The organism is Paludisphaera soli (genome assembly GCF_011064595.1).
Lineage (GTDB): Bacteria > Planctomycetota > Planctomycetia > Isosphaerales > Isosphaeraceae > Paludisphaera > Paludisphaera soli.
On sequence record NZ_JAALJI010000023.1, the window covers coordinates 100727 to 124146 of the forward strand.

The following is a 23420-nucleotide window of genomic DNA, read 5'->3' on the forward strand; positions in this document are numbered from 1 at the left end:
TGGCGGAATTTCATGTGAGCGACGGTCGCGGGAACGACTCGACGGGCGACGGCAGCGCCGCGAACCCGTGGAAGACGATCGGCAAGGCCGTCGGCTCGTCCCCCGCGATCACCCTGCCCGGCTCGGGCCTGACCCGCGTCTTCGTCGAGCGTGGGACGTACCGGGAGTCGGTGACGCTCGGGCTCAGCCCGACGTCTTCGGCCCCGTTGGAAATCATCGGCGATGCGGACGGGGCCGGCTTCCTGGGTGGCGGGCACTCTCCGCCGGACGCCGGCCTGGTCTCATGGATCGCCTGGTCGGACGACTCGACGGGCATCGGGAGCCCCTGCCTGGACGCCACGTCGAAAAGCTACGTCACCGTGCGGGGCTTCAAGTTCGAGGGCGGATCGGCCAGCGGCTCGGCGGGCGCGTGCATCCGTCTGACGGGCGGGACGAACTGGACGATCCAGGACAACATCCTCCTGCCGGGCCTCCAGAGCACGGCGACGATTTTCTTCATCGGCGTGACGGGCGCGCTCAACGCGACGATCGAGCGGTGCATCATCTTCGGCGGGCCTTCGACGAACCAGCCGACGGTCTCCTACCAGGTCGCCGAGGTGGCGACGGAATACAACCTCAACGCGGTGATCCGCAGCTGCATCTTCCATTCGGGCGCGTCCACCGGGCGGGCGGTCACGATGACGCGGACGAGCAACACCGGCCTGGGCAAGCTGGCGACCGGGCTCACGATCGACAATTGCACGTTCAACGCCTACAACACCGCGATCCAGATTTACGCCGGCATCTCGATCACGCTCGCCGCCCCGAACGTGATCAAGGGCTGCCTGCTGTTCCGGTGCGATCTGGGGATGAGCGCGGCCGATACCAGTCAGCTCTCCGAAGACCGGAATTTCTTCAACTGCCGGACGCCTCGCTCGGGCGTGAACGTCGGGGCGAATTCGCAGACGGGCCTCCGTCCGTCCCTGGACCTGGGCGATCACCGCCTGACCGGCGGGTTCCCCCGGACGTTCCTGGAGCCGCTGGCGGGCTCTCCGGCCCTGGGCTTCGTCGCCTCGGGCTTCCCCTCGGAGGACGTAACGGGTCGCGCGAGGCCGGAAGGCTCGGGCTCGCTGAGCGCTTGCGCGGGAGCCCTGGAGCGGCACGACTCGGGCGTCCGCAACGCGACCTACCAGGACTCGGGCTCGACGGCCTGCCTGGAGCTGGTCGGGCCTGCGTCGCAGGAGCGGCCCGTTCTCGTCGACGCGGCGGCGACCGTGCTCAGCGTCAAGGTCCGGTGGGACGGCAACCACGGGAACGGGGCGAAGCCGCAGGCGATGCTCCTCGCCAACCCCGAGATCGGCGTGGCGGCCCAGACGGTCACGGCGACGACGACGGGGGGCGCGGGCTCGACGCCGAACGCCTACGAGACGCTGACGTTCTCCGGCTTCACCCCGACGGCCAAGGGCGTGGTGATCCTGAGGCTGGTCTCGCGATCGGCGGCGGGGAACGGCAAGGCCTACTTCGACACGATCGGGATCGCCTGACCCATGCCCACGATCGCCTTCGACCATTGGTTCCGGGGCCGGTCGGCGGCGACGCCGACGGCGTCGCGGTCGACCGACTTCGGCCGCGCGTACCGGGGCTCGCTCGGGGTGCCGATCGTGGGCGTCCCGGTGCTGGTCGAGCTATCGGCTTCCGACGGCTGGGGCGCGGGCTTCGGGCGGAAGCTGTCCGCGACGCTCGGCCTGGCGGACGACCCGGTCGCCGCGTCGTCCTCGCTGATCGCGTCGGCCTCGGCGGGCTCGTCGGACGCGGGCGGGGCCTGCTGGGGCTGGTCGATCGCGACGATCCCGGCGCCCCCGCTCGGGACGGCCTTCGCCTTCGACCATTGGTTCCGAGGCCGGCCGGTCGCGAACGCCGCGGCCTCGCCGTCGACGAGCTTCGGCCGGGCCTACCGGGGCTCGCTCGGGCTGCCCGTGATTCGAAGCTCGACCCCGACGAGCGTGCTCGTCTACGGCCGGGACGGCTGGGGCTTGGTCGAGCGGACGGCGCTCTCGACCTTGACCACGATCGCCGTCGCGTCGATGGACGCCTTCGGGATCGGCGACGGATGGCAGCCGAGCTCGGGCGGGTTCAACGGCCTGTTCGACGCCTTCACGGACGGCTTCGGCGTCCACCTGGAATCGCACGCCCCGACGAACGGGACGGGGAGCTGGGCCAAGCACCCGAGCTACGCGTCGGGCCGGCTGCAGATGGACGGATACAACCGCCTGCACCGCGGCAACACGATCCCCTCGCCCGCGATCTACCTGGCCTCGGAGACGGTCGAGGACGGAGCGGTCGCATGGCTGACCGGCGACGACGACGTGGTCTACATCGCCGACGCCCAGTGCGGCTGCGGGCTGCGGGTCTCCGACTCGGCGGACGACGGCTACTTCGCGGTCGGCTACAACGACGAGACGATCGGCTCGTCGGATTGGGCGATCGTCAAGCGGCTCGGCGGGATCGAGTCGATCCTGGCCTGGACCCCGAAACCCCCGCTGGTCCTGACCGCGACGACGCTGGAGTTCTCGGCGGCCGGCCCGAACCTCGCGCTGAAGGTGGACGGCGTCCTGACGCTGGCCGCGACGGACGGATCGATCGTCGGGCCGGGCCGGTTCGCGGTCCTGTTCCGGCCTTATTCGGTGCCGGACGGCGCGGGCTCGTGGATCGACGACGTATCGTTCGCGGGCGACGGCGCGGCGAGGCGGCTGGGCCCCGAGCGGGTTTCGGCCTCGGCGTCGTTCGTCGACGCGTACGGCTGGGCGGAGCGGTGGTCGGCGGTCGTCACGGCCTCGGCCTCGCTCGTCGTCTCGGCCGACGCCGCAGGGCTCGGCGAGCGGGCCCGCATCGCCGCCGCGACGGCCTCGGCGGCGGTATGGGCGTTCGCGGACGGCGCCCGGCCCGACTCGGGCGGCCTGGACCTGTACGACGACTTCGACGGCGGCTCCGATTACCAGCCGCTGGAGGACCACACGCCCGACGGCGGCGGCGCCTGGACCCGGCACCCGCTCTACTCGACCGGCGGCGGGGCCGTCTCGCTCGAAACGGCGACGGTCCCCCGCACGGGCGTCCCCGACCCGATCCTCTACCTCGCGACGCCGGCCGCGGCCGACTGCCGCGCGGCCTGGACGACCGGCGACGACGGCGCGACCTCGGAGGCCGACGCCTTCGCGGGGATCGGCCTGCGGGTCTCGGACTCGGCGGACACCGGCTACTTCGCGGGCTCGCTGAACGAATCGGGCTCGTTCTGGGCGATCCTGAAGCGGGTCGCTGGGGTCGAGACGACGCTGGCGACGGCCGCGAAGCCCTCGCTGGTGCTCCCCTCGGCCTCGCTCGAATTCTCGGCGGTCGGGCCGGTCCTGACGCTGAAGGTGGACGGCGCGCAGGTCGCCTCGGCGGTCGACGCGACGATCCCCGGCCCCGGCCGGCTGGCGATGGCCTTCCGGTTCCACCCGACCCCGCAGACGTCCGGCTCGTGGATCGACTCCGTCTCCTTCGGGGCGCCCGGCTCCGCGACCCGGCCGGGGCCGGAGCGGATCGCCGCGGGGCTCTCGGGGCGCGAGTCGGCCGGCTGGTCGGAGCGATGGTCCTCGGTCGTCTCGACCTCGTTTACGCAGGCTTTCTCGGCGGATTCCGGCGGGGCCTCGGAGCGCGGGGCGGTCGCGGCCGCGGCCGGCTCGGTGGACTCGCACGGCGGGTCGACCGGCTCCCGGCTCGCGGCGGTGGCGGGGGCCTGGGAGGCGTCGGGGGCCGGCGACTCATGGACGGCGTCGGCGGCCGCGCGGGGACGCGAGGCGGCGGAGCTGGGCGACCACGCGGCGCTCGGGGCCGCGATCGGCTCGGGCGACGCGGCGGGCTGGACGGTCCGGACCCACGTCGTCGCCGGCGTGGCGGCGGTCGGGGCGTTCGACCTGGCGGGGCTGGCCGAGGCTTGGCGCGTCCAGATCGTCCTGGCGACGCTCACCTACACCATCTACGGCAACGACGGCGACGGCGGCCCGATCGACTACGCGACGCCGCTGGGGACGACGACGACCACGAGTTGGGACACGCCGCCGCTCGAGGCGCCGGGCGTCCACCGTTTCGGGGTCCGCGTCACCTCGGCGATCAGCGGGCTGGAGGAGGAGAACATCGACGCCGTCGTGGAGATCGCGCTGGACGGGGCGGGGGTCGACGTGACCGCCCGGCCCCGGCCGGTCTTCAACCTCAGGGCCTACCCGCTGACGGGCGGCCTGATCCGCGTCGAGTGGGCCCACCCCGGCTCCGCCGGCCCGACGCGGCCGGCCGGGTTCCGGGTCTACGTCGGCTCGCCGACCCCCGACTACGGGGCGCCGTCCGCGACCGTCCCGGCCACGGGGGGGCGGCTCGCCGGGACCTACCGCGCGGACCTGGCGGGTCTGTCCGACGGGACGACCTACGCCGTGGCGGTGCGGGCTTACAACGCGACGGCCGAGGAGCCGAACCCGGCCTACGTCCTGGCGAAGTCCGACGCGACCCCGCCGGACGCGATCGACGGCCTCAGCGGAGCCGCCTCGGCGGTCGACCTGCCATGAGCAACCTGCAGCGCGAGCGTGACGCCCGCAACTGGATCGTCGCGACGCTCGAAGCCACCGGCATCTACGACGCCGTCTACTCGGGGGCCTTCGCCCGCGAGGACGGCCGGTCCGCGGAGGACAAGCGGGTCGCGATCGTCGAGCCCCTGGACTCCACGCCGTTCGACCCGTGGTCCGGCGGCGACGGCCCGTTCGACTACGTCGAGTGCCGGCTGACGCTGGCCTTCGAGGCCCGCGAGCGGGACGGGATCGACTGCGACGACCAGGCCGAGCGGCTGTACGCCGTCGCGGCCAACGCCCTGACCGGCTCCAACCTCGGCGGGCTGGCGATGCCCGCCTTCTCGAAGTTCGGCCGGACGGCCTGGCGCCCGCCCAAGGCCCCCGGCCGGCGGATCGAGGCGACCTTCACCTACCGCTACCTCGTCGACGAAGGCCTCAACGTCGACCCCTGATCCGATCGAAAGGAGCCAACGAATGCCCGCGACCGGCCTGCAGGTCAACTGGGTGGACGTCGCCTTCGGGACGACGGCCATCGACCGGGTGACCAACATCGCGTTCGGCATGAACGCGACGAACATCGGCTTCAAGGGCGACGCCGCCGTCTACGAACAGGTGGTCGTCAACGTCGACAACAGCCCGACCGCGACCGTCACGAGCGGGAACGCAGGGCTGCTGATGGGCCTGCCCGTCAACGCGGCCGGCGTCTTCACGGCGACCCACAAGGACGCCCTCGGCGAGACCGGCGGCGACATCGTGTACGAGATGGACTCCATCCTGATCTCGGTCGAGACGAGCGGCGCCCACGCGCAGTTCGGATCCGCGACCGGGTCGCTCAAGGGCGTGTCGCCCGACGGCGTCACCAACCCCCTGTCCTTCACGAGGGCCTGATCCCATGTCGGAAGGCACCACCACCACCGGGTCGAGACCGGACGCGGTCCAGTTCGGCAACGGATTCGCCAGGTCTCGCGGCGCCAAGCCGAGCGAGGCGAAGATCCCCCGGTCGGCGCAGGTCGGCGTGGTCGCCCGCGCCGAGGCGCTGCTGCTCGTCGACCGGGCGGCCGGCGAACGGGCCCACTGCCGCAACCAGGGCGGGTTCGTGTTCGCCAGCCGGTCCGGCGGCGACACGCTGTTGTTCCCGCACGGCCACGACCTGGCGGGCCGGCCCCGCTACGAGTGGGCGGACCAGGGCGACGGCGTGATGTTCGGGACGCTGGTCCCCGAGGCCCGCGGATGAGCACGCCGACCTTCGACGAGGCCGCCCTGCGGCGGCCCGAGTTCACCGAGGGGTACAAGGCGGCGCTGGGGGACGGCCGGGAATGGACGTTCCCCAAGGCCGTCCTCCGCATCGTGCCGGCCCGCCTCGCCGACGGGTCTTTCGGCGTGAAGGAGACGCCGCCCTACGGCGACGACTACCAGGCCGACCTGCGGGTCGTCCTCGACAACGCCGACGACACCCCCGAGGGGATCTACCGCTACGTCGTGGCGCGGATGACGCTCGCGGCCAAGCTGCTGCTGCGGAATTACGACCTGACGGACGACCAGCTCGCGGACCTGCTGTACTTCGACACGGGCGGCGGCACGAACGCGATGTGGGCGGCGATCGACCGGATCATCGTGGGCGACGCCCCAAAAGCCTGAGCCGTTGGCTGCGGCTGACCCTCGCGGCCAACGGCGTCCACGGCGAATATCCGATCGAGGACGTCATCGACATCGCGGGCATGCTCGTGGCGACGGGACGAGCGGTCCACCCCGCCAAGTGGGTCGACGCGCTGGTGCACGAGTCGACGATCGCGGCCCTGGGAGTGTGAGCGATGGCCGAAGACCTGATCATCCGCCTGAAGATGGACCGCACGCCCGCGGACAAGGAGTCCGAGGCGTTCCACCAGGCCGAGCGGCAGCGGATGGCCAGGACGCTCTCCGACGCGGAAGTCGCCGAGAAGGCGAAGACCGCGTTCATCAAGCGCGAGAACGCCCAGCGGATCGCCGAGGCCGCCCGCGCGACCAAGACCGACGCCGAGCTGGCTAAGGAGGCCGCCGAGCGGCAGAAGCGGCTCGCGAAGGAGGCGGCCGACGAGCGGAAGAAGCAGGCGCTCGAGGCCGCCCGCGTCGAGCGCGAGGAGGCCCGCAAGCGGGCGGCCGAGGAGCGCGAGGACGAACGCCGCCGCAAGAGCTGGAGCGACCGGGCCCTGAGCGACGCCGAGGTCGCCGAGCGGGCCAAGACCGCGATCGTCCGCCGCGAGAACCTCCAGCGCTTCGACGCCGTGGTGCGGGCCCACAAGACCGAGATGGACCTGCAGCGCGAGCGGGGCGCGGCCTTCTCCAAGCTCACGTCGGCGGTCACGTCGTTCGCCGGCCAGATGGTCGGCCTGACCTCGGCGGCGGCCGTGCTCGGCGAGATCGACGCGGGGTTCACCCGCATCAGGGAGAACGTCTTCCGCTCGACTGACCTGATGCAGGAGTTCCGGCAGACGCTGCTGGAGCTGGCCGCGCTCAAGGACCGGATCGGCGACACGTCGGCCGAGGCGGTCGACACGCTGCGGTTCCAGGCCCAGACGGGCCAGACGCGGGCGGACGCGGTCGGCCTGCAGGAGGGGATCCTGGGCGTCGGCGAGGCCGCCGTACGGGGCGGCAAGATCGACCAGGCCGGGGTCCGCGGGGTGGGCGTCGGCGTCGGGCGGATCCAGGCCGCGATCGGCGGCGACGCCGGGGCGTTCGGCTACCTCGCCGGCCAGCTCCTGAACCAGATGCCGGCCGGGCCGGGCGGGACGCTCGACCCGAACGCGGTGGTCGACGAGTTCGCCGCCATGCAGAAGCTGGCCCAGCCGGGCGGGCCGGGGTTCGCCTCGCTCGCCAGGCAGTACGCCAAGGCCTCCGGCTACGTCGGCAACGGGATCGCCAGCCCGCGCGAGGCGATGGGGGCGATCTCGGCCCTGTCGATCTCCGAGGGCGAGGAGGCCGGGACTCGGTTCCAGCAGCTGATCCGCGCGACCGTCGGCTCGCTCGGCCGCAACCGCAAGGTCACGGTGGCCGAGGGCGACGACGCCATCGGGACGGCCAACTATCTCAAGGGGATCGGCGCGACGCCCGCGATGCCCTTCATGGACATCGCCCGGCTCATCACGGCGGACGTCGACCGCGCGCAGGCCGCCGCCGCGACCAAGGGCGAGGAGTTCAACCCGATCACCTACCTCCAGTCGCGCGGCTACGGGAACGAGGAGACGACCAACGCCCTGATGACGACGGGCAACCTGATCCGGAGCGGGACCTGGGACAAGACCTTCGCCCCGACGATCAACGACCCCAACGCGGGCAAGGGGGTCCAGGACGAGGTGAACCGGAAGCTCGCGACCGACCCCGGCCTGCAGGGCCGGCAGGCCCGAGCCGCGGCCGACGCCGCCCGCATGTCGGTCGGGGCGGGGCGGGGCGAGGTCATGCGGAACCTCCGCCAGACGGCCTACGCCCGCCTCCTCGCGACCCCCGGCAACGAGAACTTGTCGAGCTTCGAGGACATCGAGACCAGTTCGTTCCTCGCCCCCCGCAACATCATCTGGAACGAGCGGGGCCGCGTCGGCGAAGAGGTCCGGCGGATGCTCGTTGAGCAGGCCGGGGCCCAGGGGGTCGGCGTGAACCAGACGTGGGTGCCCACGCCCGGCCCCGCCGGCCCCGCGTCCGGCTACTGGAGCATGCCCGAGGACGAGCAGTACCGCGTCGCCCAGGAGTTGGCGGGCCGGGGCGTCAACTTCGGCCAGATCGCCGGCGGGTCGGCGGTCGACGCGATCGCGACGAAGCTCGGTCAGGCCGCCGACAAGCTCGGCCAGGCGGCGGAGAAGCTCAACCAGCCGAGGCCGGCCCCGGCGCTCGGCGGCCGGCCCGTCCAGCCCGCGAACCCGTAGGAGGCCCGCGATGGCCGGGGATTCGAACGTCGACTCGCTCGCCGCGCGCATCAAGGCCTTGATCGACTCCTTCGACTTCACCCGGCCTGGGATCGAGCAATCGATGGGGGAGGACGCGGCCCACGCCGTGGCGGAGGACATCGCGTCCAGCGCGGCCGAGCTGCAGGAGGAGCCGACGGGCGGCGGGTTCCCCTCCAACGAGCCCGGCTACGCCCGGCGCAAGGCCGAGAAGTACGGCGTCGGCGATCCCGCCTACGGATTCCGGACCGGGCAGACGTTCAGCCTCGAATCGCTGCTGGGGGACGTCCGCGTCGGCTCCGACGAGGTCGAGATGCAGTACGGGACGGGCCGGCCCCCCGAGCGGTCGGGCGCGTCCGGCTACATCTCCGAGGCCGACAAGGCGGTGACCGACCGCGAGAAGATGGGCTTCCTCACCGCCGGCGCGAACCCGATCCACCCCTACGAGATCGGCCCGTACGCCCGCGAGGCGGTGCGGGAGATCATGGCCGAGGGGCTGCGGAAGCATCTCGAAAGCGAGGGGGGCTGATGGGGACCCTGGACGGCCAGGCCGTGTTCGGCTACGCGACGTCGTTCACGCCGGCGTTCGACCCGACGGCGGCCCAGATCAACGCGTTCTTCGGGGTCGACGGCGTCCAGGCCCTGCACGGCGGCCAGCGCGGGTTCGTGGTGCTGGTCTCGGGCGTCCTGTTCGACCTGACCCCGAACGCCGCGATCGCGCGGGAGACGATCCTGCTCGGCTACCGCGACGGGATCGCGCGGACGCTCGTCGACAACTTCGGCACGACCTACCTGGACGTGGTGTTCGACGGTGCCTACCAGCGTTGGGAGCAGGGCGTGAAGCCGGCCTATCTCGGGCCGGCCGCCGTCGGCGGCTGGGCGATCGCCTACAAGGCGGTCTTCCGCGGGCTGGGAGGCTGACCGGTGCCCTTCGACCCCTCGCCCGTCGCGCTCCTGCCCCCCTACGAATCCGGCGGGAACCTGGTGATCCGCTGGACGTCGACCGCGCCGGCCGGGACCTGGCACCAGGTCTACGTCGACCGCCGGCTGGCCCGGTGGACTCGGGATACGCGCGTCGAGGTCCCGGCGCCGACGAGCAAGGTCCGCATCGACGTGGGCGCCGTCCTCCCCTCGGAGAAGTCCGACGACCTGTCGGGCTCGCTGGCCGGCTCGCCGGACGACCGGGCGGTGCTGAATTGGTTCGGCGGGACCTACCTGGACCCCTCGGGCGCCGACGACGTGGCGGGCTTCCGCGTCTACGGCGAGCCCTCCCCCGGCGCGGGGATCGACTACGGGACGCCGATCGGCGACCTGGTGGCGTACCCGAGCGGCGTCCCGACCGACGGCTGGGGCCGGGGCCGCTGGGGGCGCGGCGGTTGGGGCCGGTCGTCGGCCTCCTACGCCTGGTCGAGCCGCCCGCTGTCCTCGGGGACGTGGGCCTTCGCGGTCCGGAGCTACGACGCGGCCGGCAACGAGGGCCCGCCCCTGACGACCTCCGTGGCGATCGCCGCGCCCCCCCCGCCGCCGCCGATCGAGCCCTCGCGGCGGTCCCGCATGTGGTACGACTACGACCCCGACACGGGAATCGCGACCCTCCGGTGGCTCGCGGTCGTCGAGTAGGAGGAGGACTCTCGCATGGCGACGCCGACCCCCAAGCTGAAGCTGTTCGTCCCCGATTTCGACGAACGGGACTGGCACCTGATCGTCAACGCGGGCATCGAGGCCGTCGAGGCTCTGACCTCGCTGACGTCGCTCCACGTCACGTCGCACGAGGTCCCTTCGACGACGCTGTCCGTCGACGTCGCCCCCGGCGTTTATGAGAAGCAGGACGGCACGTTCGGCACCTACGCCGGCGAAACGGGGGTCGCCATCCCCGCCTCGTCGACGCGCTATCTGTGGCTCAACTCGTCGGGCGTGCTGACCCAGGGGGCGGCCTGGCCGTCGACGGCGATGATCCGACTGGCCGTGGTCGTCTCGGGGGCGACGACGATCACGTCGGTCTCGGACGCCAGGACGCCGTTCCGGGTCGCCGGGATGGGCACCGCGGCGTGGCTCCCGCTCGCGGGCGGCACGCTCGACGACGGGGCGGACATCGCGGTCGGGACCGGCTCGGGGACGATGATCGGCACCGCGACGGGCCAGAAGCTGGGGTTCTACGGCGCGGCCCCGGTCGTCCAGCAGGGGCCGTTCACGACCTCCTACGCCACCGAGACCATGTCGCGATCCGGGTACACCGCGAGCCCGATGACCTCGGCGTTCACCGGCATCGCGGACGGCCAGGGGGGGACGCCCTACGCCCAGGCGTCGGACCTCAACAGCCTCCGAGCGGCGGTCGAGAACCTTCGGCTCGCCTTCGAGAACGACATGCAGTATCTCAACGGGCTGATCGCGAAGCTGAAACTCGTCGGGTACATCAAATAAGGCGGATTCGATATGGCAGCATCCGCCGAGTGGACGCCCCGCGTCGGCCGCAAGGACGGCCGCGCCTGCCAGGTCGCCGTCGCCCGGTACGACCCCGACGCGGCCGGCTACGACTACCTGCCCAACGTGGCCTGCGACTCGATCCAGTTCCGCGAGGGGGCCGAGCCCCCCGCCGCGCGGTTCCGCTACCTGACCGACGACCGGTACGCCTCGGCCGGCTGGCCGATCCAGTTCCAGACCATCCTGACGCTCGCCCAGTCGGCCGCGGCCGGCGGCGAGGCCCCCGAGCGGGCCGCGCGGTACGTCGTCAGGCCCGGCGAGCGCGTCGTGGCCCTGGCCTTCGTCGAGGAGGACGAGCGGCCCTGGATCCTGTTCGACGGCTTCGCCCGCTCGCCCCAGCTCGAGGTGACGCCCGCCGGCCAGGCGGTCGGCTTCGACGCCGTCGGCGTCGCGGTGCGGCTCTGGGACGAGCCGATCCACTCGATCGTCCTCCGCGACGCCTTCGAGGCCGACGAGACTTCGAAGGTCTACAACCGCGAGGTCCCGCTGCGGGCCCGGTTCAACCCCGACCACCGCGAGGCCGGCCTGTCCCTGGTGACCGGCAACTGCACCGCCGACGACTACGACTTTGACCCGCACGGGGACGGCACGGACCTGTTCCCCGCGTTCGTGGACCCGACGTTCGTCCGCGAGTTCGACGACCCGTTGCGGCCGACCTTCTGGACGCTCGACAAGCTCGCCCGCTACCTGATGGGATCCCGCAACCTCGCCGGCGAGTTCGTCGCCAACCCCGACTTCGAACAGGTGACGAAGCTCCTGGACGGCCGCCGGCCGAAGGAAGGGCGGGACGCCTACGACCCGGCCGACTCGTCGACCTACGACTCGTCGCCGATCGTGCTCCCCGAGCTGGACGCGACCGGCCTGGCCTGGCCCGAAGTCCTGAATTCACAACTGGTTCATCACGGCTTCGCGATGGCCTTCCGCTGCGAGGACGGCGGCGACGGCCGGCCGTCGAACGTCCTGGAGCTCTACCGCAAGGACGGCTCGGGGCCCTACGCGCCGAAGTCCGTCCCGTTCCAGCGCGCCGGCCTCTCGCTCGACCCCAACCGGACGGCGGTCGGCTCGATGAGTCTGTCGCGCGACTTCGGCGCGGCCTTCAACGGCGTGATCGTCGAGACGGCGCCGACGCTCTGGGAGGTCGCGGTGGTCCTGGCGCCGGCGTTCCTGATCGCGGCGACGGACGCCACCCCGGCCGAGGTGATCCGGTTCCGGCTGGCGAACCTCGCCGCGACGCCGGCGGACCGCGAGAAGTACCGGCTCTGGGTCTGCGAGGAGGTCGGCGGGAAGATCGCGGACCGCGACGGGGCCGGCTACAGGGTCGGCTCGACGGTTGACGCGACGCCGCTGGACTGTTTCGCGATCTGGGCGAAGGACGGCGACGACCCCGGCTCGGACGAGCGGCGGCGCCGCCGGCCGGGCCGGGCCACGCTCGTCGCGCGGGACGGGGCCGGGAATCCGCGGCAGGCGACCCTCTCCCTCTCGACGGATTACGCCGGGGCCGTGAACGTCCTGTGGGACGGGACGGGGACCTGGCAGGACGTGCCGTTCGGCTCGGGGTGGCGGCTCCTGAAGGACCGGCTGGGGATCCTGATCGACTGCGAGACCCCCGAAGAGTGGAAGGTCGGCCAGAAGACCGGATCGGGGGTGGTCGCCGGCAATCCCGTGAAGCTCGTCACGAGGACGGCCGCGCCGAACGCCCAGAACCCGACCGTCTTCCTGCGGCTGACGACCGTCATCGAGGGGGACCAGCGGGCCGCGAAGCCGCTCCCCCGCCGCCCGTCCTCGCCGATGAAGGAGACCCGCCACCGCTACGTCGACTCGCGGGACAGCTTCCGCAACGAGCTGGTCCACGCCTCGTCGCCGAACTATTCCAGGCCGGAGACGACGGGGCCGGTCGTGAAGGACGGGCCCGCGGCGAGGTACGTCCGCGACGACCGCGAGAAGGTGGCCGCGTACGCCGCGCAGGTCCGGCAGGCGGGCGAGAATCCGCCGGTCTACGGGACGATCGCGATCCCCTGGATCGCGCGGGGGTACGTCGTCGGCGACCAGATCCGCGAGGTCAAGGGCCGCGACCTGTCGCTGCAGGTCAACGCGCTGAAGGAGCAGGGGGAGGCGCCGCGCTACCCCTACGTCGTGGGCGTCGACTGGAACTTCGCGGGCGGCCAGTCGACCACGCTCCACCTGTCCGACCGGATCCAGCCGCCTCGCGAGCCGGGGGCCCAATGACCATCGCCGAGCGCGAGGAGTTGCTGCGGCGGCTCGACCAGGCCGCCGACCCGTCCGAGGCCTCGACCGTCAGGGTTGGCCAGACCTACGCGGCGGGCGCCTACCCCACGAACGCAGCCCGCTGGTACGCGATGGGGACCGTGTTCATCGGCGGGACGGAGGAGGAAGGCTCGTCGGCGTCCTTCACCTCCACGACCGACGACGTGTTCCGCGCGTTCAACCTGAGCGACGCCGTCCCGCCGGTCGGCAGCAAGCACCTTTGCTTCGCGATCGAGGGACGCTATGTCTTCCGCGCGTGATCGCGAGTTGCTGGACCGGCTCGATCGGATGTGGATCCCGGCGCGGCGGGGGCCGCTCCGGTTCCTCGGCCGGGTCGTGAACGGCGGGGCGATGTCGACGCTCCCCGACCGTTACTACCTGATGGAGCCGATCGTCCCAGGCGGGGACGAGTCGGAGGGCGGGACCGCGAGCTTCGCCGCCGCCGGCGCGGCGATCCCGGTCGTGTTCCTCAAGACGCGGCCGCTCGCGGGGGAGCGGCACGTCGCGCATTTCGCGGGCGGGCGGTGGGTGGCGGACCGGCCCGATCCGACCGGGCCGATCTCCTGCGGGACGTGCGAGATCCCGCGACAGAACCTGATCGTATCCTGGACGAACGCGCTGCTCGGCAACGGTTCGACGCCGCTGGTGTTCGACGGCGTGAACCAGTGGGTCAGCGCGTGCGCGAATCAGCTCATCATCCGTCTGGTCTGCACCGACGGCGTCGCAAGCTTCCGCGTTTCGTACTTCACTGCGGGCAACTGCCCGAGCGGATCGGCGGCGACCTGCCAATCGCCGGGCCAAAGCCCGCTCGGCCTGACGCCGGACCCCGCGTCCACCTGCGACCCGCTCTATCTGCGGTACACCCTCAATTCCGGCTCGTGCCCGACGCTCGCCAGCCAGGGCTACACCGCGTTCACGGTGACGGGATGAGGTGCGCGATATGCCCGAGGACGGGTCCATGCCAGGGCGAGGCGGTCCCTCGTCTGTGCGACCTCGTGAACCCCGAACATCCGGCCTACGATCCACGTTACCTCGCGAAGCTGGAGCCGCCCGCACCGGGGCCAGAGGAGGCGTTGCTGGCGTCGCTGGCCCCGTACATCAAGGCCGCCGCCGCCTGCCCGCACCGGGGCCCGGCGCGAGGCGCGTGCGGCTGCCACTGGTGTTCTCGGGATGGGATCAAGGTGACGCCGCCCGAATGCTGGGCGTGCCGCAAGTCCGCCGCGACCGCCTGAAAGGTTCCGCGCATGACGATCGAGATCCACGGCAACAACCTGATCGCCTCGCCCTCGACGAGCTTCCTGGCGGGGTCTTCGGCGTTCTCGCTCTCCGTGTTCGTGCAGGTGACGGCGCGGGGGGCCTTCTCTCAGAACACTTTGGTCGGGCTGAACAACAGCACCTCGCTGGGGTGGGTCAACAACGGCGGGACGATCGTCTCGCGGATCGCCCTGAACGGATTACTCGTCACCGACAGCTTCGTCTTCACCACGGGGACCGTCTACCATTACGCCCTCGTGTACGACGGCGCGACGGCGATCGTCTACCGCAACGGGAACCCCGTCAAGTCGGTGCCGCACGTCGGGGTCCACGCCTCGGGCTCCGTGCCGATCTGGATCGGCTACGGCGGCGGCGACCAGGTCTACCGGCTCGACGACGCGGCGATCTGGCGCGGGCGCGCCCTGACGATGGCCGAGGTTCGGGCCATCCGCGATCGCACCGTCGCCCCTAACGAGATCGCCCCCGCGAGCCTGGCCTATTACCTGACGCTGGACGGCCCCGAGGGGACGGCGGCGGCGGCCGGCACGCCGGGCTTGACCTCGCTGGGGACGGTGGCGGGCCTGGACCCGTCGAGCCGCACCGGGATCGACGGAGACCCGACGTATCGGGCCGACCCGCTCGTCTACGTCCCGCCGTTCCGCTTCCGAAGGCTGGTCGTCGGGGGCTCCAAAAAGTCGGTGCTCGCCGTGTTCGAGGACCTCAACGGGGTCTCGACGAAGGTCACCGCGCTGCCGACGCCGCCGACGTTTCGAGCGAACGGCGGCTCGCCGATCTTGCCGATCGCCAGCCTGTGGGATACGCGCCTGCCGTACGCCCTGTTCACGCTGGCCGAACCGCTGCCCGAGGACGCCGCCGTGACGCTCGACGCGCCGTCGGGCTGGGTCTCGACCACGGCCGGGGTCGCCGACCTCATGGAAGCGATCCCCGTCGAGATGAGCGTCGGCCGCTCGATCCTGCCGCCCGTCCCGATGACGCCGAAGACGATGACCTGCGGCTACAACGTCCAGCAGGCCCACAACTATTCGCCCGTCATCATCTATCGGAACTGCTTCTATCACACCTCGGCGGCGGCGTGGACGACCGGATTCGGGCCCAACGTCTACACGGTCGCGGAGAACGGCGAGCTGATCTCCAACGGCCAGACCGTCTCGATCATGGTGTATCGCAACAACACCAACAACGGCGTCGACGGCCGGGGCTATCCCACCCCGCCCGGCGTCTGGACGCTGATGTGGGACGGGCACCATCCCAACGTCCGGATCACGTTGACGGCCGGAAGCGGCGGCACGATCACGCAGCTGACGAGCACGTTCACCGGCGCGGCGGACAACGTGAAGACCTTCCAGGTCGCGCTCAATACGGCCGTGACGTATTACGCGGGAATCTCCGTCACGATCGACGGGGCGCAGTCGGGCGGGGTCGGCAACATCCGGGTCTATCCGCCCGGCGAGGAGGAGGGTGCCTCGCGGTTCAACTCGGTCTTCCTCTCCCGGCTCAGGGGGACGAAGTCGATCCGCTTCATGGATATGATCGCGACCAATAGCTGCAACATCGTGAATTTCGAGGACTGGACGCCGCTGGAGCAGATTCGGCCGACGCGCAATCCGGACCAGAGCGCGATCGTCGCCAACGTCGTCCAGATCGACCCGTATGTGAATCCGATCCCGGTGGTCGGAGCGCCGACCGCCTCGTGGAAGCCCCTGCTTTTCACATGCTCCAGCCCGCATGGATTCGTCAACGGGAAGATCATCGAGCTGGGCACGTTCTCCGCGCCCGTCCAGTTCAGCGGCGGCGGGTCCGCGACGTTCAATCGGAGTCAGGGCTGCCTGTACGTCGTCAACGCGACTCAGTTCGCCCTGGGCGTCTACTCGACGCAGGTGGGCGACCCCTTGCCGGCCCAGGCGATCTCGGTCACGGCGACGGCGTATCTCAGGCGGGCCTCGCCGCCCCAGCATCTCGCGGAGTTGTGCAACGAGGTCGGTGCGAATATGCACCTCAACATCCCGCACGCGATGACGGACGCCGGGGTCGCCCAGCTAGTCGACGTCATCGGGGCCATGCTCAACCCCGGCCTGAAGCTGCGGGTCGAGTACAGCAATGAGCACTGGAACACCGCGATCGGGTTCTTCCAGGCCCAGTATTTCACCCAGCAAGGATTGCTCGACGGCGGGCTGACGCGGACTCAGTGGTTCGCGAAGCGGTCCGCGGAAGTCCACGACATCGCCTTCGAGCGGCTGTCGCTGATCGGCCGGGGGGGCGACCTGATCCGGCAGTTCGGGTCCTGGGCCAACGACACGTCGACGACCGCCGCGATGGTCGAATACCTCTATGCGAACGGGAAGCCGGTCGACGAGGTCAGCATCGCCCCGTACATCCACATCGGCCCGCGAGGGAACACCGCCGGCTGGAACGCGGCCGACGTGGACCACGTCTGCGACGCGGCCGAGGCGGGGATCCTGTACGACGACTATTACAACCAGGTCGTCACGAGCCATCGCCTCGCCCTCCAGGCCCGGTATCCCGACGCCACCGTGACCTGCTACGAAGGCGGGCCCGACCACGCGCCGTCCGGCGGCGCGGACTCGGTGAAGTGGACGCTGAACCGGAAGTGGTCGCGGCACCCGAGGATCCGGGACTTCGTCCTGTGGTTCTATCAGGACCTGCAGAATCAAGGATGCACGGACATCGCCCACTACTGCCTCGCGCTGCCCGTCGTCGACAAGGCGTGGGGGGTCTACCCCTCGCACGTCATGGAGCCGGGATACGGGGACGGCAGCGACGGCAAGTTCGACAACCGCACGAACTTCGACGACCAACTCCAGATCGTCTCGCCGATCGGGTCGGCGATCGACGCATGGGCCTCGCTGTACCAGTCCGGGGCGACGGTCGTCCGCCGCCGTCGCTTCGTGCCGATCGGCTGAGCTAGACTTGGACGAAGCCGAAGCCCCGACCGAGGACCCGCCATGCCCCGCGCCGCCGTCCTGCTCGCCGCCCTGTTCGCCGCCTCCGCGGCCCCCGCGGACGAAATGCCCCCCGAAGTGTTCTGCGCGCGGGTCGTCGACGGCGACACCATCGTCTGCGAGGGGGACGACGGCAAGCGGTTCGTCGTCCGGCTGCTGGGCGTCGACGCGCCCGAGACCGTCCACCCGCGCAAGGAGGTCCAGCCGTTCGGGCCCGAGGCCTCCGCCTACCTCAAGGGCCGCCTGGTGGGCCGGGACGTCCGCCTCGTCGCCGACACCGTCAGCCGGCCGAGCGACCGCTACGGACGGCGGCTCGCGTGGGTCTTCCTCGGCGCGGCGTGCGTCAACGAAGACCTCGTGCGCGACGGCTACGGCCGGGCCTACCTGGATTACAAGTTCGACACCGTGATGCGGGTCAAGATGCAGCTCCTGGAACGGGCCGCGCGCGAGGAGAGGCGAGGTCTCTGGGGGTTGGACGAGCCTTAGTTGCGAGCGATGCCGAACTTCCGGCTCATCGGTCGTCGCGGTTCGGCCGAGGCGGCGTGCGGCGGGAGCCGATCCCGAGAGGCACATCCGCCGGGCGGCGGATTGGGCGGGCGATCCACCGAAGGTCTAGTTAATGCTTGAGTCGGCATTCTTGAACGCTTACATTCCTTGAGGCCAGACGCTCACAGGCGGCAGCCGTTCGTTCCGTCCTTCGTAACACCCGAGGGCGAGGTGATGGATTCAAGCTTGAGGCGTTCGATCCTCGTGGTCGAGGACAACCGGGACCTGGCCGACACCCAGGCCATCCTCCTGAGGGCCGCCGGCTATCGCGTCGCCATCGCCTACGACGGCTTCCAGGCCGTCGCGGCGGCGCAGGCCGAGGCGCCGGACCTCGTGCTGCTGGACATCGGCCTGCCCGGCCTAGACGGCTACGAGGTCGCCGAGCTGCTCCGCGGCGACGGACGCACGGCGGAAGCCGTGATCGTCGCCGTCTCGGCCTACGACCCGGCCCACGACCTGGCTCGGGCCGTGCGTCCCGCGTTCGACCACCGGCTGATGAAGCCGGTCACGGGACGCGAGCTGCTGACGTTCCTCAAGTCGGCGGGACGTCCGGCCCGCGACTCGAACTGAAAACACTTCGCCGAGGCCGAGGCCAGGAAGCTCAGTAACCCGGCTGCCGGCCTTCCAGCACGTCGTCGACGGCCGTCCGGGCGAGGGGCGTCGAGGTGGCGCGGGCGGTCGTCACGCCCTGAAGACTCACACTTGCCCCTCGCCGGGAGCCGCTCTCGTTCGTGCTCCGCCCGCTCGCCGAGGTCCCATGTGGCACGGCTCGAAGGGGTTGCGGTCGAATCGATCGCATGACAGGGTGCAGGGTATCGAGCCTCGTCGTCCATTACGATACGTTAATGGGCGGAACGACGACGCGCGCCCCGGTCGGGGCGTCCGAAACCACACCTTCGGAGGATGCGGCACGATGAGGATCGATATGCGACGGACCTGGATCGCGGCGACGGCATTGTTGGGCCTGGCGGCGTCCGCGGGGACGGCCGGGGCCGGAACGATCCTCAATCCCCGGAATGATCAAGAGATTCAGATCAATTTTTACGAGCCGATAGGCAACAGCTTCATCGCCGAGGACGCCACGGTCTCCGCGGCCCTCTGGCTCGTCGTCATGAACGAGACGTTCGAGCCTTCCGATCCCATTCTGTTCCAGCTGTACGCGGGGGCGGGGACGTCGGGGGCACCGCTGTTCAGCCAGTCGTTCGTGGTCGACGGGGCGTTCCGAGGCTTCTACGACGTGGACCTCTCGTCGGTCGTCCTGTCCGTCGGCGAGACGTACTCGTTCGTGGCCTCCATCGTCGGCGATTCGCCCTACTGGGGGGTCGCGGCCAGCGACGGGCCGAACGGCGAGTTGCTCGCAGGCAGGTTCGGCGTTTTCGAAGAATTCCTCGCCCTCCGCGTGGGGGCCGCCGGCACCGCCGTGCCCGAGCCCTCCTCCCTCGCCCTGGCCCTCGTCGGGCTCGCCGCGCCGGCCGCCTTCGCGCTGCGGCGTCGCAGCGCCTGAGCGATCGCCCGCCCTTCGAAACGACGCCGGCCCGCGCTCCTCACTCGGGAGTCGCGGGCCGTTTGCATTCCATGACCGCGGGGCCGTCGCCAAGCCTTAATGCCGCGGTTGCCGACCTTCCAACACGTCGTCGACCGCCATGCGGATGAGTCGCATCAGAGCGGGTTCCCCCTCCGCCCGCATCTTGCGGGCGATGGCGGCGATCATCGGGGCGACCTCTGTCGGCACGTCCTCGGTCGCCCAGACGTTGCCGCCCATCCGGTACTTGGACGCGTCGACGATCGCCCTGGCGTGGTCGTAGGCCGTACGGTAGGGGAGGCCGCGGGAGGAGTTCATGGTACCTGAGCGAAGAGACGGGATCGACAAACGACCGCGGTGGCGGACCGAATACTATCTCAACGGGGCTCCCAATCTTTGGGGTCGTCGAACAATCCCGGTGTCTCTGCATAGATGGGTGCGACCTGATCGAGTTGTTTCTCGAAGGCGTCGTAGTCGGTGTGCAACTTCATTAGGCCGATCACTAAGCCGAGATGGAGCATCGCTTCGGGTACGCCGACATCTTGGCTGAGCCATGAATGGAGTTTGTTGTGCGGATTGCCTCGCTCGCTGCGACGTTCTTTGAGCCGCTTGAGCAAGCCCGGAGCGATCCTGCGATAGATGAGGTTGTTGGTGAGAACTCCGAAGTACTGCGGCAACCTCATGTCGGGCCGCAGCTCGACGCCACGGAGCCGACAGAGGTGCTTGAAGTAATCAGCCGGGAACGTTCGGACCCACCTACGCAAGCTTTCAGACAGAAACTTCTTAAGGTGCTCCTCGAGATCGCGTCGCGGCCGATCATATTGGTAACCAGTTGCCTCATCAACAAGAGCGATGATGCCAACTCGAGCAAATGCTCGCACCAGCATTTCGCACCGCTCGGCGATGTGTTCCTGCTGAGCCTGGAGCATTCCAGCCTTACGGGCCTCAAGAACCGCATCGCATATATCTGTGAGAATCGTGGCCTCGAATCCGAACGCGATCTTACCGCTTGGGGTTTGGAATTCGATCGGATTCTGGGTCCCGTCTAGCAACTGCTTTGAGGCATACGGTTTAAGTCTCTCCCCTGAAACGAATTTTGCAAGACGGGTCCCCCCTTTATGGCTGCTGCCGCCCTTGACCATCCCTAGCGCCCTGATTGCTCCTGACTGAACGATCACCCGCCTCCCATCATTCAGGACATAGCACGGGATCTCAATCTCTCCGATCTTAAGCGGGTGATCGTTTGACCCATGGGTCGCGGCCGGGAGAGCCCCTCTGACCCCGGCCTTCTCCCAGCGAGCTTCAACAGCCCTCCTCGCCGCCTGACTCCTCTCTTCGCTCGTAAGCGACAAGGCCCTTGCCTTACCGCCTTTGGCACCCAACTCCGATGCCGTGATAGGCTTGATCTCTCCGTCGTGCCGCCCGTTGCCTTCCATCCCGCGGTCTCCCAAAAGCGAACGCTCGGGGGTTTGAACTAGCCCCATCATACGTGGCGGCACGTACAAGTTCTATACGTGGCGGCAAGAATCGCCGGAAAATTTCAAAACGTGGCCGAATCAGGCGGTGACATGGTTTCCTGACGATCACTTCACACGCTCGTCCCCCACTCGCACCGGCGTCGCCGTCTCGTCCGCGCAGACGTAGGTGGGGATCCCCGCCGCCAGGGCCCTCCGCACGCAGTCGAGCGTCCCCTGCGACGACTCTAGATCGCGGTGGAACGTCAGGCACATCGACGCCCCCGCGTCCACCATCTCCTGTTACAGTGCGGGCGTACCCTTTACCGCGGGGCGATCGAACTCTAGTCGCCCTGTTTCCCGCCGGACTCTTCGCGAGAGAGTTCCTTTAGGGCCTCGAGCATTGCATCAAGCTGCCGGCCGAAGAGGGCGGCCTCCTTGCCCTTCTCGCCGATCATCATGGCCTTGGTCGTGGCGAGTTCAAACCGCAACGCAAGGATCCGAGTGTTGATCTCCGAGGCCCGCCTGTCTTCCCGCACCTTCAAAGCTTCCTCGCGGGTCTTGAATGCATCTGCGCTGGCCTTCTCCGCCTCTGCGAAGAGTTTCGCAACCTCCGCTTCGATATGCTCGACTTGGGCCCCTTCCTTGCGGAGCTTGGCTTTCACGTAGTCGAGGGCACCGTCCCGGAGTTCTCCTGCCTGTTCGCGCATCCACGTGGCGGCGGGGTCGTCGCTCTGGACCAATTCGACCAGTTGCTCGACCTTGGTCATAAACTTCGCACGAAGTCTGACCCACAAGGCGGGGTTTTTGCCGGACACCTGAAACGCCGCGAAGCCCTCGCGTGCCGCGGGCGATACCTGGTAGTCCGCCTCTGGAGGTAGGGGTGCGGTCGATTTGTCATCTTTGGGCACTGCAGGGAACTGGTCCACGCTCAGGCCTCCTCCGGCGAGAGGACGAGGGCGGGGTCCAGCATTTCCATTCGATCGATGACCAACGAGTCGCCGCCAAGGTCGCGGTAGAGGTCGGAGAGGCCGTGGAGTATCGAGGCGATCTCTTCGTCGCTGAATTCAGAGATGTCGAAGTATAACGTCAAGGGCTTTGCTTCGCGGAGCACGTCCGAGTGGACTTCGGCCCTGTCGGAGACGGCCCGTTCGGACTCGTTTGCGGGAAGGTCGTCCTCGCCTGAGTTGCCCCCTCCGAGGGCGGCCCCGCGGAAGGTGGCGCCTTGGCGGTCGGCACCGTCGAGGTCCGCCAATCGAAAGTAGGCCCCGGTGAGGTCGGCACCGCGAAGGTTCGCCCCTTTGAAATCCGCTTGGCGAAGGTCCGCGCCGCTGAGCTTCACGTCGGTGAGGTCGGCCTTGCGGAGGTTGGCGGCACTGAGGACGGCACCGCGGAGGTCGGCACCGCGCAGGTCGGCCCTGCGCAGATCGGCACTCCGGAGGTTCGCATCGTCGAGGAAGGCCTCGCGCAGGTCCGCCCCGCCGAGGCTTGCCCCGAAGAGGCGGGCCCCGCCGAGGGCGGCTCCGTTGAGGCGGGCCCCGCTGAGGCTCGCGTGGCTAAGGTTTGCCTCCTCGAGGATGGCCCCCCCGAGGTTAGCCCAGGATAATCTTGCCCGGCTCAGGTCGGCCCTCCTGAGGTCGGCCCCACTCAGGTCGGCCTTGCTGAGGTCGGCACTGCGGAGGTCGGCCCCGCGGAGGTGGGCACCGCTGAGGTTCACATCGTCGAGGACGGCCATGCGGAGGTCGACCTTGGTGAGATCGGGAACTGTCTCGCCGTTCAGGCGAGCGTTGTTCCATTCAATCACGCCCTTCGCTCCCGACCTTAGCAACGTTATCGCGACGTCACGTTCCACCGATTCGCCTCCTCAGAACGCATTTTTCTCACATGAAGATAAACCGGCCTTGGAGGGAATACCACACTTAGGACGAGATCGGGCGGCCAAGTCGACCGAGCCTCCGGCCCCCCGCCCGCACCGGCTTGACTCGTTCGTCCTCGATCACTTAGGTCGGCATCCGCACCTCTACCGCCCGCCGCACGTCGGCCTTGGCCGACTCGATTGCCTCCTCCAGCGCCGTAGCCTCGCGGTCGAACGCGATGAAGCGTCGGCCGTCGCCCCACTCCACGACCGCATCGTCGAACGCCGCCTCGTGCGACCTACCGAACAGCTCGTCGCTCAGATCACCGCCCCCGCGAGGAAAAACTGAGTTCGAGATCTCGGGCATCTCGCTCTCCTTGGCGGCGTGCGATCCGTCGTTGCGGCGATGCGTGGGGCCACCCCAAGTTGCACCAGGAGTATCTGTCGGCCTAACAATGATGCCTAAAGGCATGGAAAATGCTGGGTTAAAATAAGCCGCAAGGCATCCGCAGGTGATCAAGGCACTGGGACTTTCATCATGATCCGCCGCTTCCGCAAGGACCGCACCGTTCGCCGG

The 23420-nt window shown here is 69.7% G+C and carries 25 protein-coding genes and 1 pseudogene; 20 read left to right on the forward strand and 6 right to left on the reverse strand.

Annotated features, from left to right (window positions below; translation table 11 throughout):
* Nucleotides 1-14 precede the first annotated feature (14 nt).
* The 20 genes from G6O68_RS23890 to G6O68_RS23985 all read left to right on the forward strand — a co-directional run bounded on the left by G6O68_RS23890 (nucleotide 15) and on the right by G6O68_RS23985 (nucleotide 19516).
* Nucleotides 15-1523 (forward strand): right-handed parallel beta-helix repeat-containing protein, encoded by a 1509-nt coding sequence (locus G6O68_RS23890; RefSeq protein WP_165251170.1) that lies wholly within the window; start codon nucleotides 15-17, stop codon nucleotides 1521-1523.
* A gap of 3 nt (nucleotides 1524-1526) precedes the next feature.
* The gene (locus G6O68_RS23895) at nucleotides 1527-4574 is read left to right on the forward strand and encodes a fibronectin type III domain-containing protein (protein ID WP_165251171.1); all 3048 of its coding nucleotides are present in this window, start codon (nucleotides 1527-1529) and stop codon (nucleotides 4572-4574) included.
* Nucleotides 4571-5026, forward strand: coding sequence for a hypothetical protein (locus G6O68_RS23900; RefSeq protein WP_165251172.1), 456 nt, complete (start codon nucleotides 4571-4573; stop codon nucleotides 5024-5026). Before G6O68_RS23895 ends, G6O68_RS23900 begins: the two co-directional genes overlap by 4 nt.
* Before the next feature lie 22 nt (nucleotides 5027-5048).
* Nucleotides 5049-5462, forward strand: a complete 414-nt coding sequence (locus tag G6O68_RS23905) for a hypothetical protein (protein WP_165251173.1) — start codon at nucleotides 5049-5051, stop codon at nucleotides 5460-5462.
* Nucleotides 5463-5466: 4 nt separating this feature from the next.
* The gene (locus tag G6O68_RS23910) at nucleotides 5467-5808 is read left to right on the forward strand and encodes a hypothetical protein (RefSeq protein WP_165251174.1); all 342 of its coding nucleotides are present in this window, start codon (nucleotides 5467-5469) and stop codon (nucleotides 5806-5808) included.
* The gene (locus G6O68_RS23915; protein WP_165251175.1) at nucleotides 5805-6212 is read left to right on the forward strand and encodes a hypothetical protein; all 408 of its coding nucleotides are present in this window, start codon (nucleotides 5805-5807) and stop codon (nucleotides 6210-6212) included. The genes G6O68_RS23910 and G6O68_RS23915 overlap by 4 nt, the downstream gene beginning before the upstream one ends.
* A complete protein-coding gene (locus G6O68_RS23920) occupies nucleotides 6164-6382 on the forward strand; it encodes a hypothetical protein (protein WP_165251176.1) in 219 nt (72 codons plus the stop codon). The genes G6O68_RS23915 and G6O68_RS23920 overlap by 49 nt, the downstream gene beginning before the upstream one ends.
* Before the next feature lie 3 nt (nucleotides 6383-6385).
* Nucleotides 6386-8467: a hypothetical protein gene (locus tag G6O68_RS23925; protein ID WP_165251177.1), complete on the forward strand. Its 2082-nt coding sequence runs from the start codon at nucleotides 6386-6388 to the stop codon at nucleotides 8465-8467.
* A gap of 10 nt (nucleotides 8468-8477) precedes the next feature.
* Complete coding sequence (locus G6O68_RS23930) at nucleotides 8478-9014, forward strand: hypothetical protein (protein WP_165251178.1); 537 nt, start codon at nucleotides 8478-8480, stop codon at nucleotides 9012-9014.
* A complete protein-coding gene (locus G6O68_RS23935) occupies nucleotides 9014-9406 on the forward strand; it encodes a hypothetical protein (RefSeq protein ID WP_165251179.1) in 393 nt (130 codons plus the stop codon). Before G6O68_RS23930 ends, G6O68_RS23935 begins: the two co-directional genes overlap by 1 nt.
* Before the next feature lie 3 nt (nucleotides 9407-9409).
* A complete protein-coding gene (locus G6O68_RS23940; RefSeq protein WP_165251180.1) occupies nucleotides 9410-10105 on the forward strand; it encodes a hypothetical protein in 696 nt (231 codons plus the stop codon).
* A gap of 15 nt (nucleotides 10106-10120) precedes the next feature.
* Nucleotides 10121-10906, forward strand: coding sequence for a hypothetical protein (locus tag G6O68_RS23945; protein ID WP_165251181.1), 786 nt, complete (start codon nucleotides 10121-10123; stop codon nucleotides 10904-10906).
* Nucleotides 10907-10918: 12 nt separating this feature from the next.
* Nucleotides 10919-13192, forward strand: a complete 2274-nt coding sequence (locus G6O68_RS23950; protein WP_165251182.1) for a hypothetical protein — start codon at nucleotides 10919-10921, stop codon at nucleotides 13190-13192.
* Nucleotides 13189-13491, forward strand: a complete 303-nt coding sequence (locus tag G6O68_RS23955) for a hypothetical protein (protein WP_165251183.1) — start codon at nucleotides 13189-13191, stop codon at nucleotides 13489-13491. Before G6O68_RS23950 ends, G6O68_RS23955 begins: the two co-directional genes overlap by 4 nt.
* Entirely contained in the window at nucleotides 13475-14161 is a 687-nt protein-coding gene (locus G6O68_RS23960) for a hypothetical protein (protein WP_165251184.1), read from the forward strand. Before G6O68_RS23955 ends, G6O68_RS23960 begins: the two co-directional genes overlap by 17 nt.
* 65 nt (nucleotides 14162-14226) lie before the next feature.
* The gene (locus G6O68_RS23965) at nucleotides 14227-14463 is read left to right on the forward strand and encodes a hypothetical protein (protein ID WP_165251185.1); all 237 of its coding nucleotides are present in this window, start codon (nucleotides 14227-14229) and stop codon (nucleotides 14461-14463) included.
* Nucleotides 14464-14475: 12 nt separating this feature from the next.
* Complete coding sequence (locus G6O68_RS23970; RefSeq protein WP_165251186.1) at nucleotides 14476-17427, forward strand: LamG domain-containing protein; 2952 nt, start codon at nucleotides 14476-14478, stop codon at nucleotides 17425-17427.
* 42 nt (nucleotides 17428-17469) lie between these two features.
* Nucleotides 17470-17952, forward strand: a complete 483-nt coding sequence (locus G6O68_RS23975; RefSeq protein ID WP_165251187.1) for a thermonuclease family protein — start codon at nucleotides 17470-17472, stop codon at nucleotides 17950-17952.
* 246 nt (nucleotides 17953-18198) lie between these two features.
* The gene (locus G6O68_RS23980) at nucleotides 18199-18582 is read left to right on the forward strand and encodes a response regulator (RefSeq protein ID WP_165251188.1); all 384 of its coding nucleotides are present in this window, start codon (nucleotides 18199-18201) and stop codon (nucleotides 18580-18582) included.
* Nucleotides 18583-18925: 343 nt separating this feature from the next.
* The gene (locus G6O68_RS23985; protein ID WP_165251189.1) at nucleotides 18926-19516 is read left to right on the forward strand and encodes a PEP-CTERM sorting domain-containing protein; all 591 of its coding nucleotides are present in this window, start codon (nucleotides 18926-18928) and stop codon (nucleotides 19514-19516) included.
* Nucleotides 19517-19612: 96 nt separating this feature from the next.
* Here the strand turns inward: G6O68_RS23985 and G6O68_RS23990 are convergent, their stop codons facing one another.
* The 6 genes and pseudogenes from G6O68_RS23990 to G6O68_RS32475 all read right to left on the reverse strand — a co-directional run.
* Nucleotides 19613-19852, reverse strand: coding sequence for a hypothetical protein (locus G6O68_RS23990; RefSeq protein ID WP_165251190.1), 240 nt, complete (start codon nucleotides 19850-19852; stop codon nucleotides 19613-19615).
* 59 nt (nucleotides 19853-19911) lie between these two features.
* Nucleotides 19912-20970: a P63C domain-containing protein gene (locus G6O68_RS23995; protein ID WP_165251191.1), complete on the reverse strand. Its 1059-nt coding sequence runs from the start codon at nucleotides 20968-20970 to the stop codon at nucleotides 19912-19914.
* Nucleotides 20971-21117: 147 nt separating this feature from the next.
* A complete protein-coding gene (locus G6O68_RS24000; protein ID WP_165251192.1) occupies nucleotides 21118-21285 on the reverse strand; it encodes a hypothetical protein in 168 nt (55 codons plus the stop codon).
* A gap of 47 nt (nucleotides 21286-21332) precedes the next feature.
* Nucleotides 21333-21917 carry a hypothetical protein gene (locus tag G6O68_RS24005; protein WP_165251193.1) on the reverse strand — a complete coding sequence of 195 codons (585 nt, stop codon included), beginning with the start codon at nucleotides 21915-21917 and terminating at the stop codon, nucleotides 21333-21335.
* A 2-nt stretch (nucleotides 21918-21919) separates the two neighbouring features.
* Nucleotides 21920-22840, reverse strand: a complete 921-nt coding sequence (locus tag G6O68_RS24010) for a pentapeptide repeat-containing protein (protein WP_206108195.1) — start codon at nucleotides 22838-22840, stop codon at nucleotides 21920-21922.
* A gap of 148 nt (nucleotides 22841-22988) precedes the next feature.
* Nucleotides 22989-23420: pseudogene (locus G6O68_RS32475) on the reverse strand (hypothetical protein); the annotation flags it as partial.

What these genes read in the sequence shown, in the direction of transcription:
- G6O68_RS23895 (WP_165251171.1), top strand. Translation starts at nt 1,527, where the DNA reads ATGCCCACGATCGCCTTCGACCATTGGTTCCGGGGCCGGTCGGCGGCG.
- G6O68_RS23900 (WP_165251172.1), top strand. Translation starts at nt 4,571, where the DNA reads ATGAGCAACCTGCAGCGCGAGCGTGACGCCCGCAACTGGATCGTCGCG.
- G6O68_RS23905 (WP_165251173.1), top strand. Translation starts at nt 5,049, where the DNA reads ATGCCCGCGACCGGCCTGCAGGTCAACTGGGTGGACGTCGCCTTCGGG.
- G6O68_RS23910 (WP_165251174.1), top strand. Translation starts at nt 5,467, where the DNA reads ATGTCGGAAGGCACCACCACCACCGGGTCGAGACCGGACGCGGTCCAG.
- G6O68_RS23915 (WP_165251175.1), top strand. Translation starts at nt 5,805, where the DNA reads ATGAGCACGCCGACCTTCGACGAGGCCGCCCTGCGGCGGCCCGAGTTC.
- G6O68_RS23925 (WP_165251177.1), top strand. Translation starts at nt 6,386, where the DNA reads ATGGCCGAAGACCTGATCATCCGCCTGAAGATGGACCGCACGCCCGCG.
- G6O68_RS23930 (WP_165251178.1), top strand. Translation starts at nt 8,478, where the DNA reads ATGGCCGGGGATTCGAACGTCGACTCGCTCGCCGCGCGCATCAAGGCC.
- G6O68_RS23935 (WP_165251179.1), top strand. Translation starts at nt 9,014, where the DNA reads ATGGGGACCCTGGACGGCCAGGCCGTGTTCGGCTACGCGACGTCGTTC.
- G6O68_RS23945 (WP_165251181.1), top strand. Translation starts at nt 10,121, where the DNA reads ATGGCGACGCCGACCCCCAAGCTGAAGCTGTTCGTCCCCGATTTCGAC.
- G6O68_RS23950 (WP_165251182.1), top strand. Translation starts at nt 10,919, where the DNA reads ATGGCAGCATCCGCCGAGTGGACGCCCCGCGTCGGCCGCAAGGACGGC.
- G6O68_RS23955 (WP_165251183.1), top strand. Translation starts at nt 13,189, where the DNA reads ATGACCATCGCCGAGCGCGAGGAGTTGCTGCGGCGGCTCGACCAGGCC.
- G6O68_RS23960 (WP_165251184.1), top strand. Translation starts at nt 13,475, where the DNA reads ATGTCTTCCGCGCGTGATCGCGAGTTGCTGGACCGGCTCGATCGGATG.
- G6O68_RS23970 (WP_165251186.1), top strand. Translation starts at nt 14,476, where the DNA reads ATGACGATCGAGATCCACGGCAACAACCTGATCGCCTCGCCCTCGACG.
- G6O68_RS23975 (WP_165251187.1), top strand. Translation starts at nt 17,470, where the DNA reads ATGCCCCGCGCCGCCGTCCTGCTCGCCGCCCTGTTCGCCGCCTCCGCG.
- G6O68_RS23985 (WP_165251189.1), top strand. Translation starts at nt 18,926, where the DNA reads ATGAGGATCGATATGCGACGGACCTGGATCGCGGCGACGGCATTGTTG.
- G6O68_RS23990 (WP_165251190.1), bottom strand. Translation starts at nt 19,852, where the DNA reads ATGAACTCCTCCCGCGGCCTCCCCTACCGTACGGCCTACGACCACGCC.
- G6O68_RS23995 (WP_165251191.1), bottom strand. Translation starts at nt 20,970, where the DNA reads ATGGAAGGCAACGGGCGGCACGACGGAGAGATCAAGCCTATCACGGCA.
- G6O68_RS24000 (WP_165251192.1), bottom strand. Translation starts at nt 21,285, where the DNA reads ATGGTGGACGCGGGGGCGTCGATGTGCCTGACGTTCCACCGCGATCTA.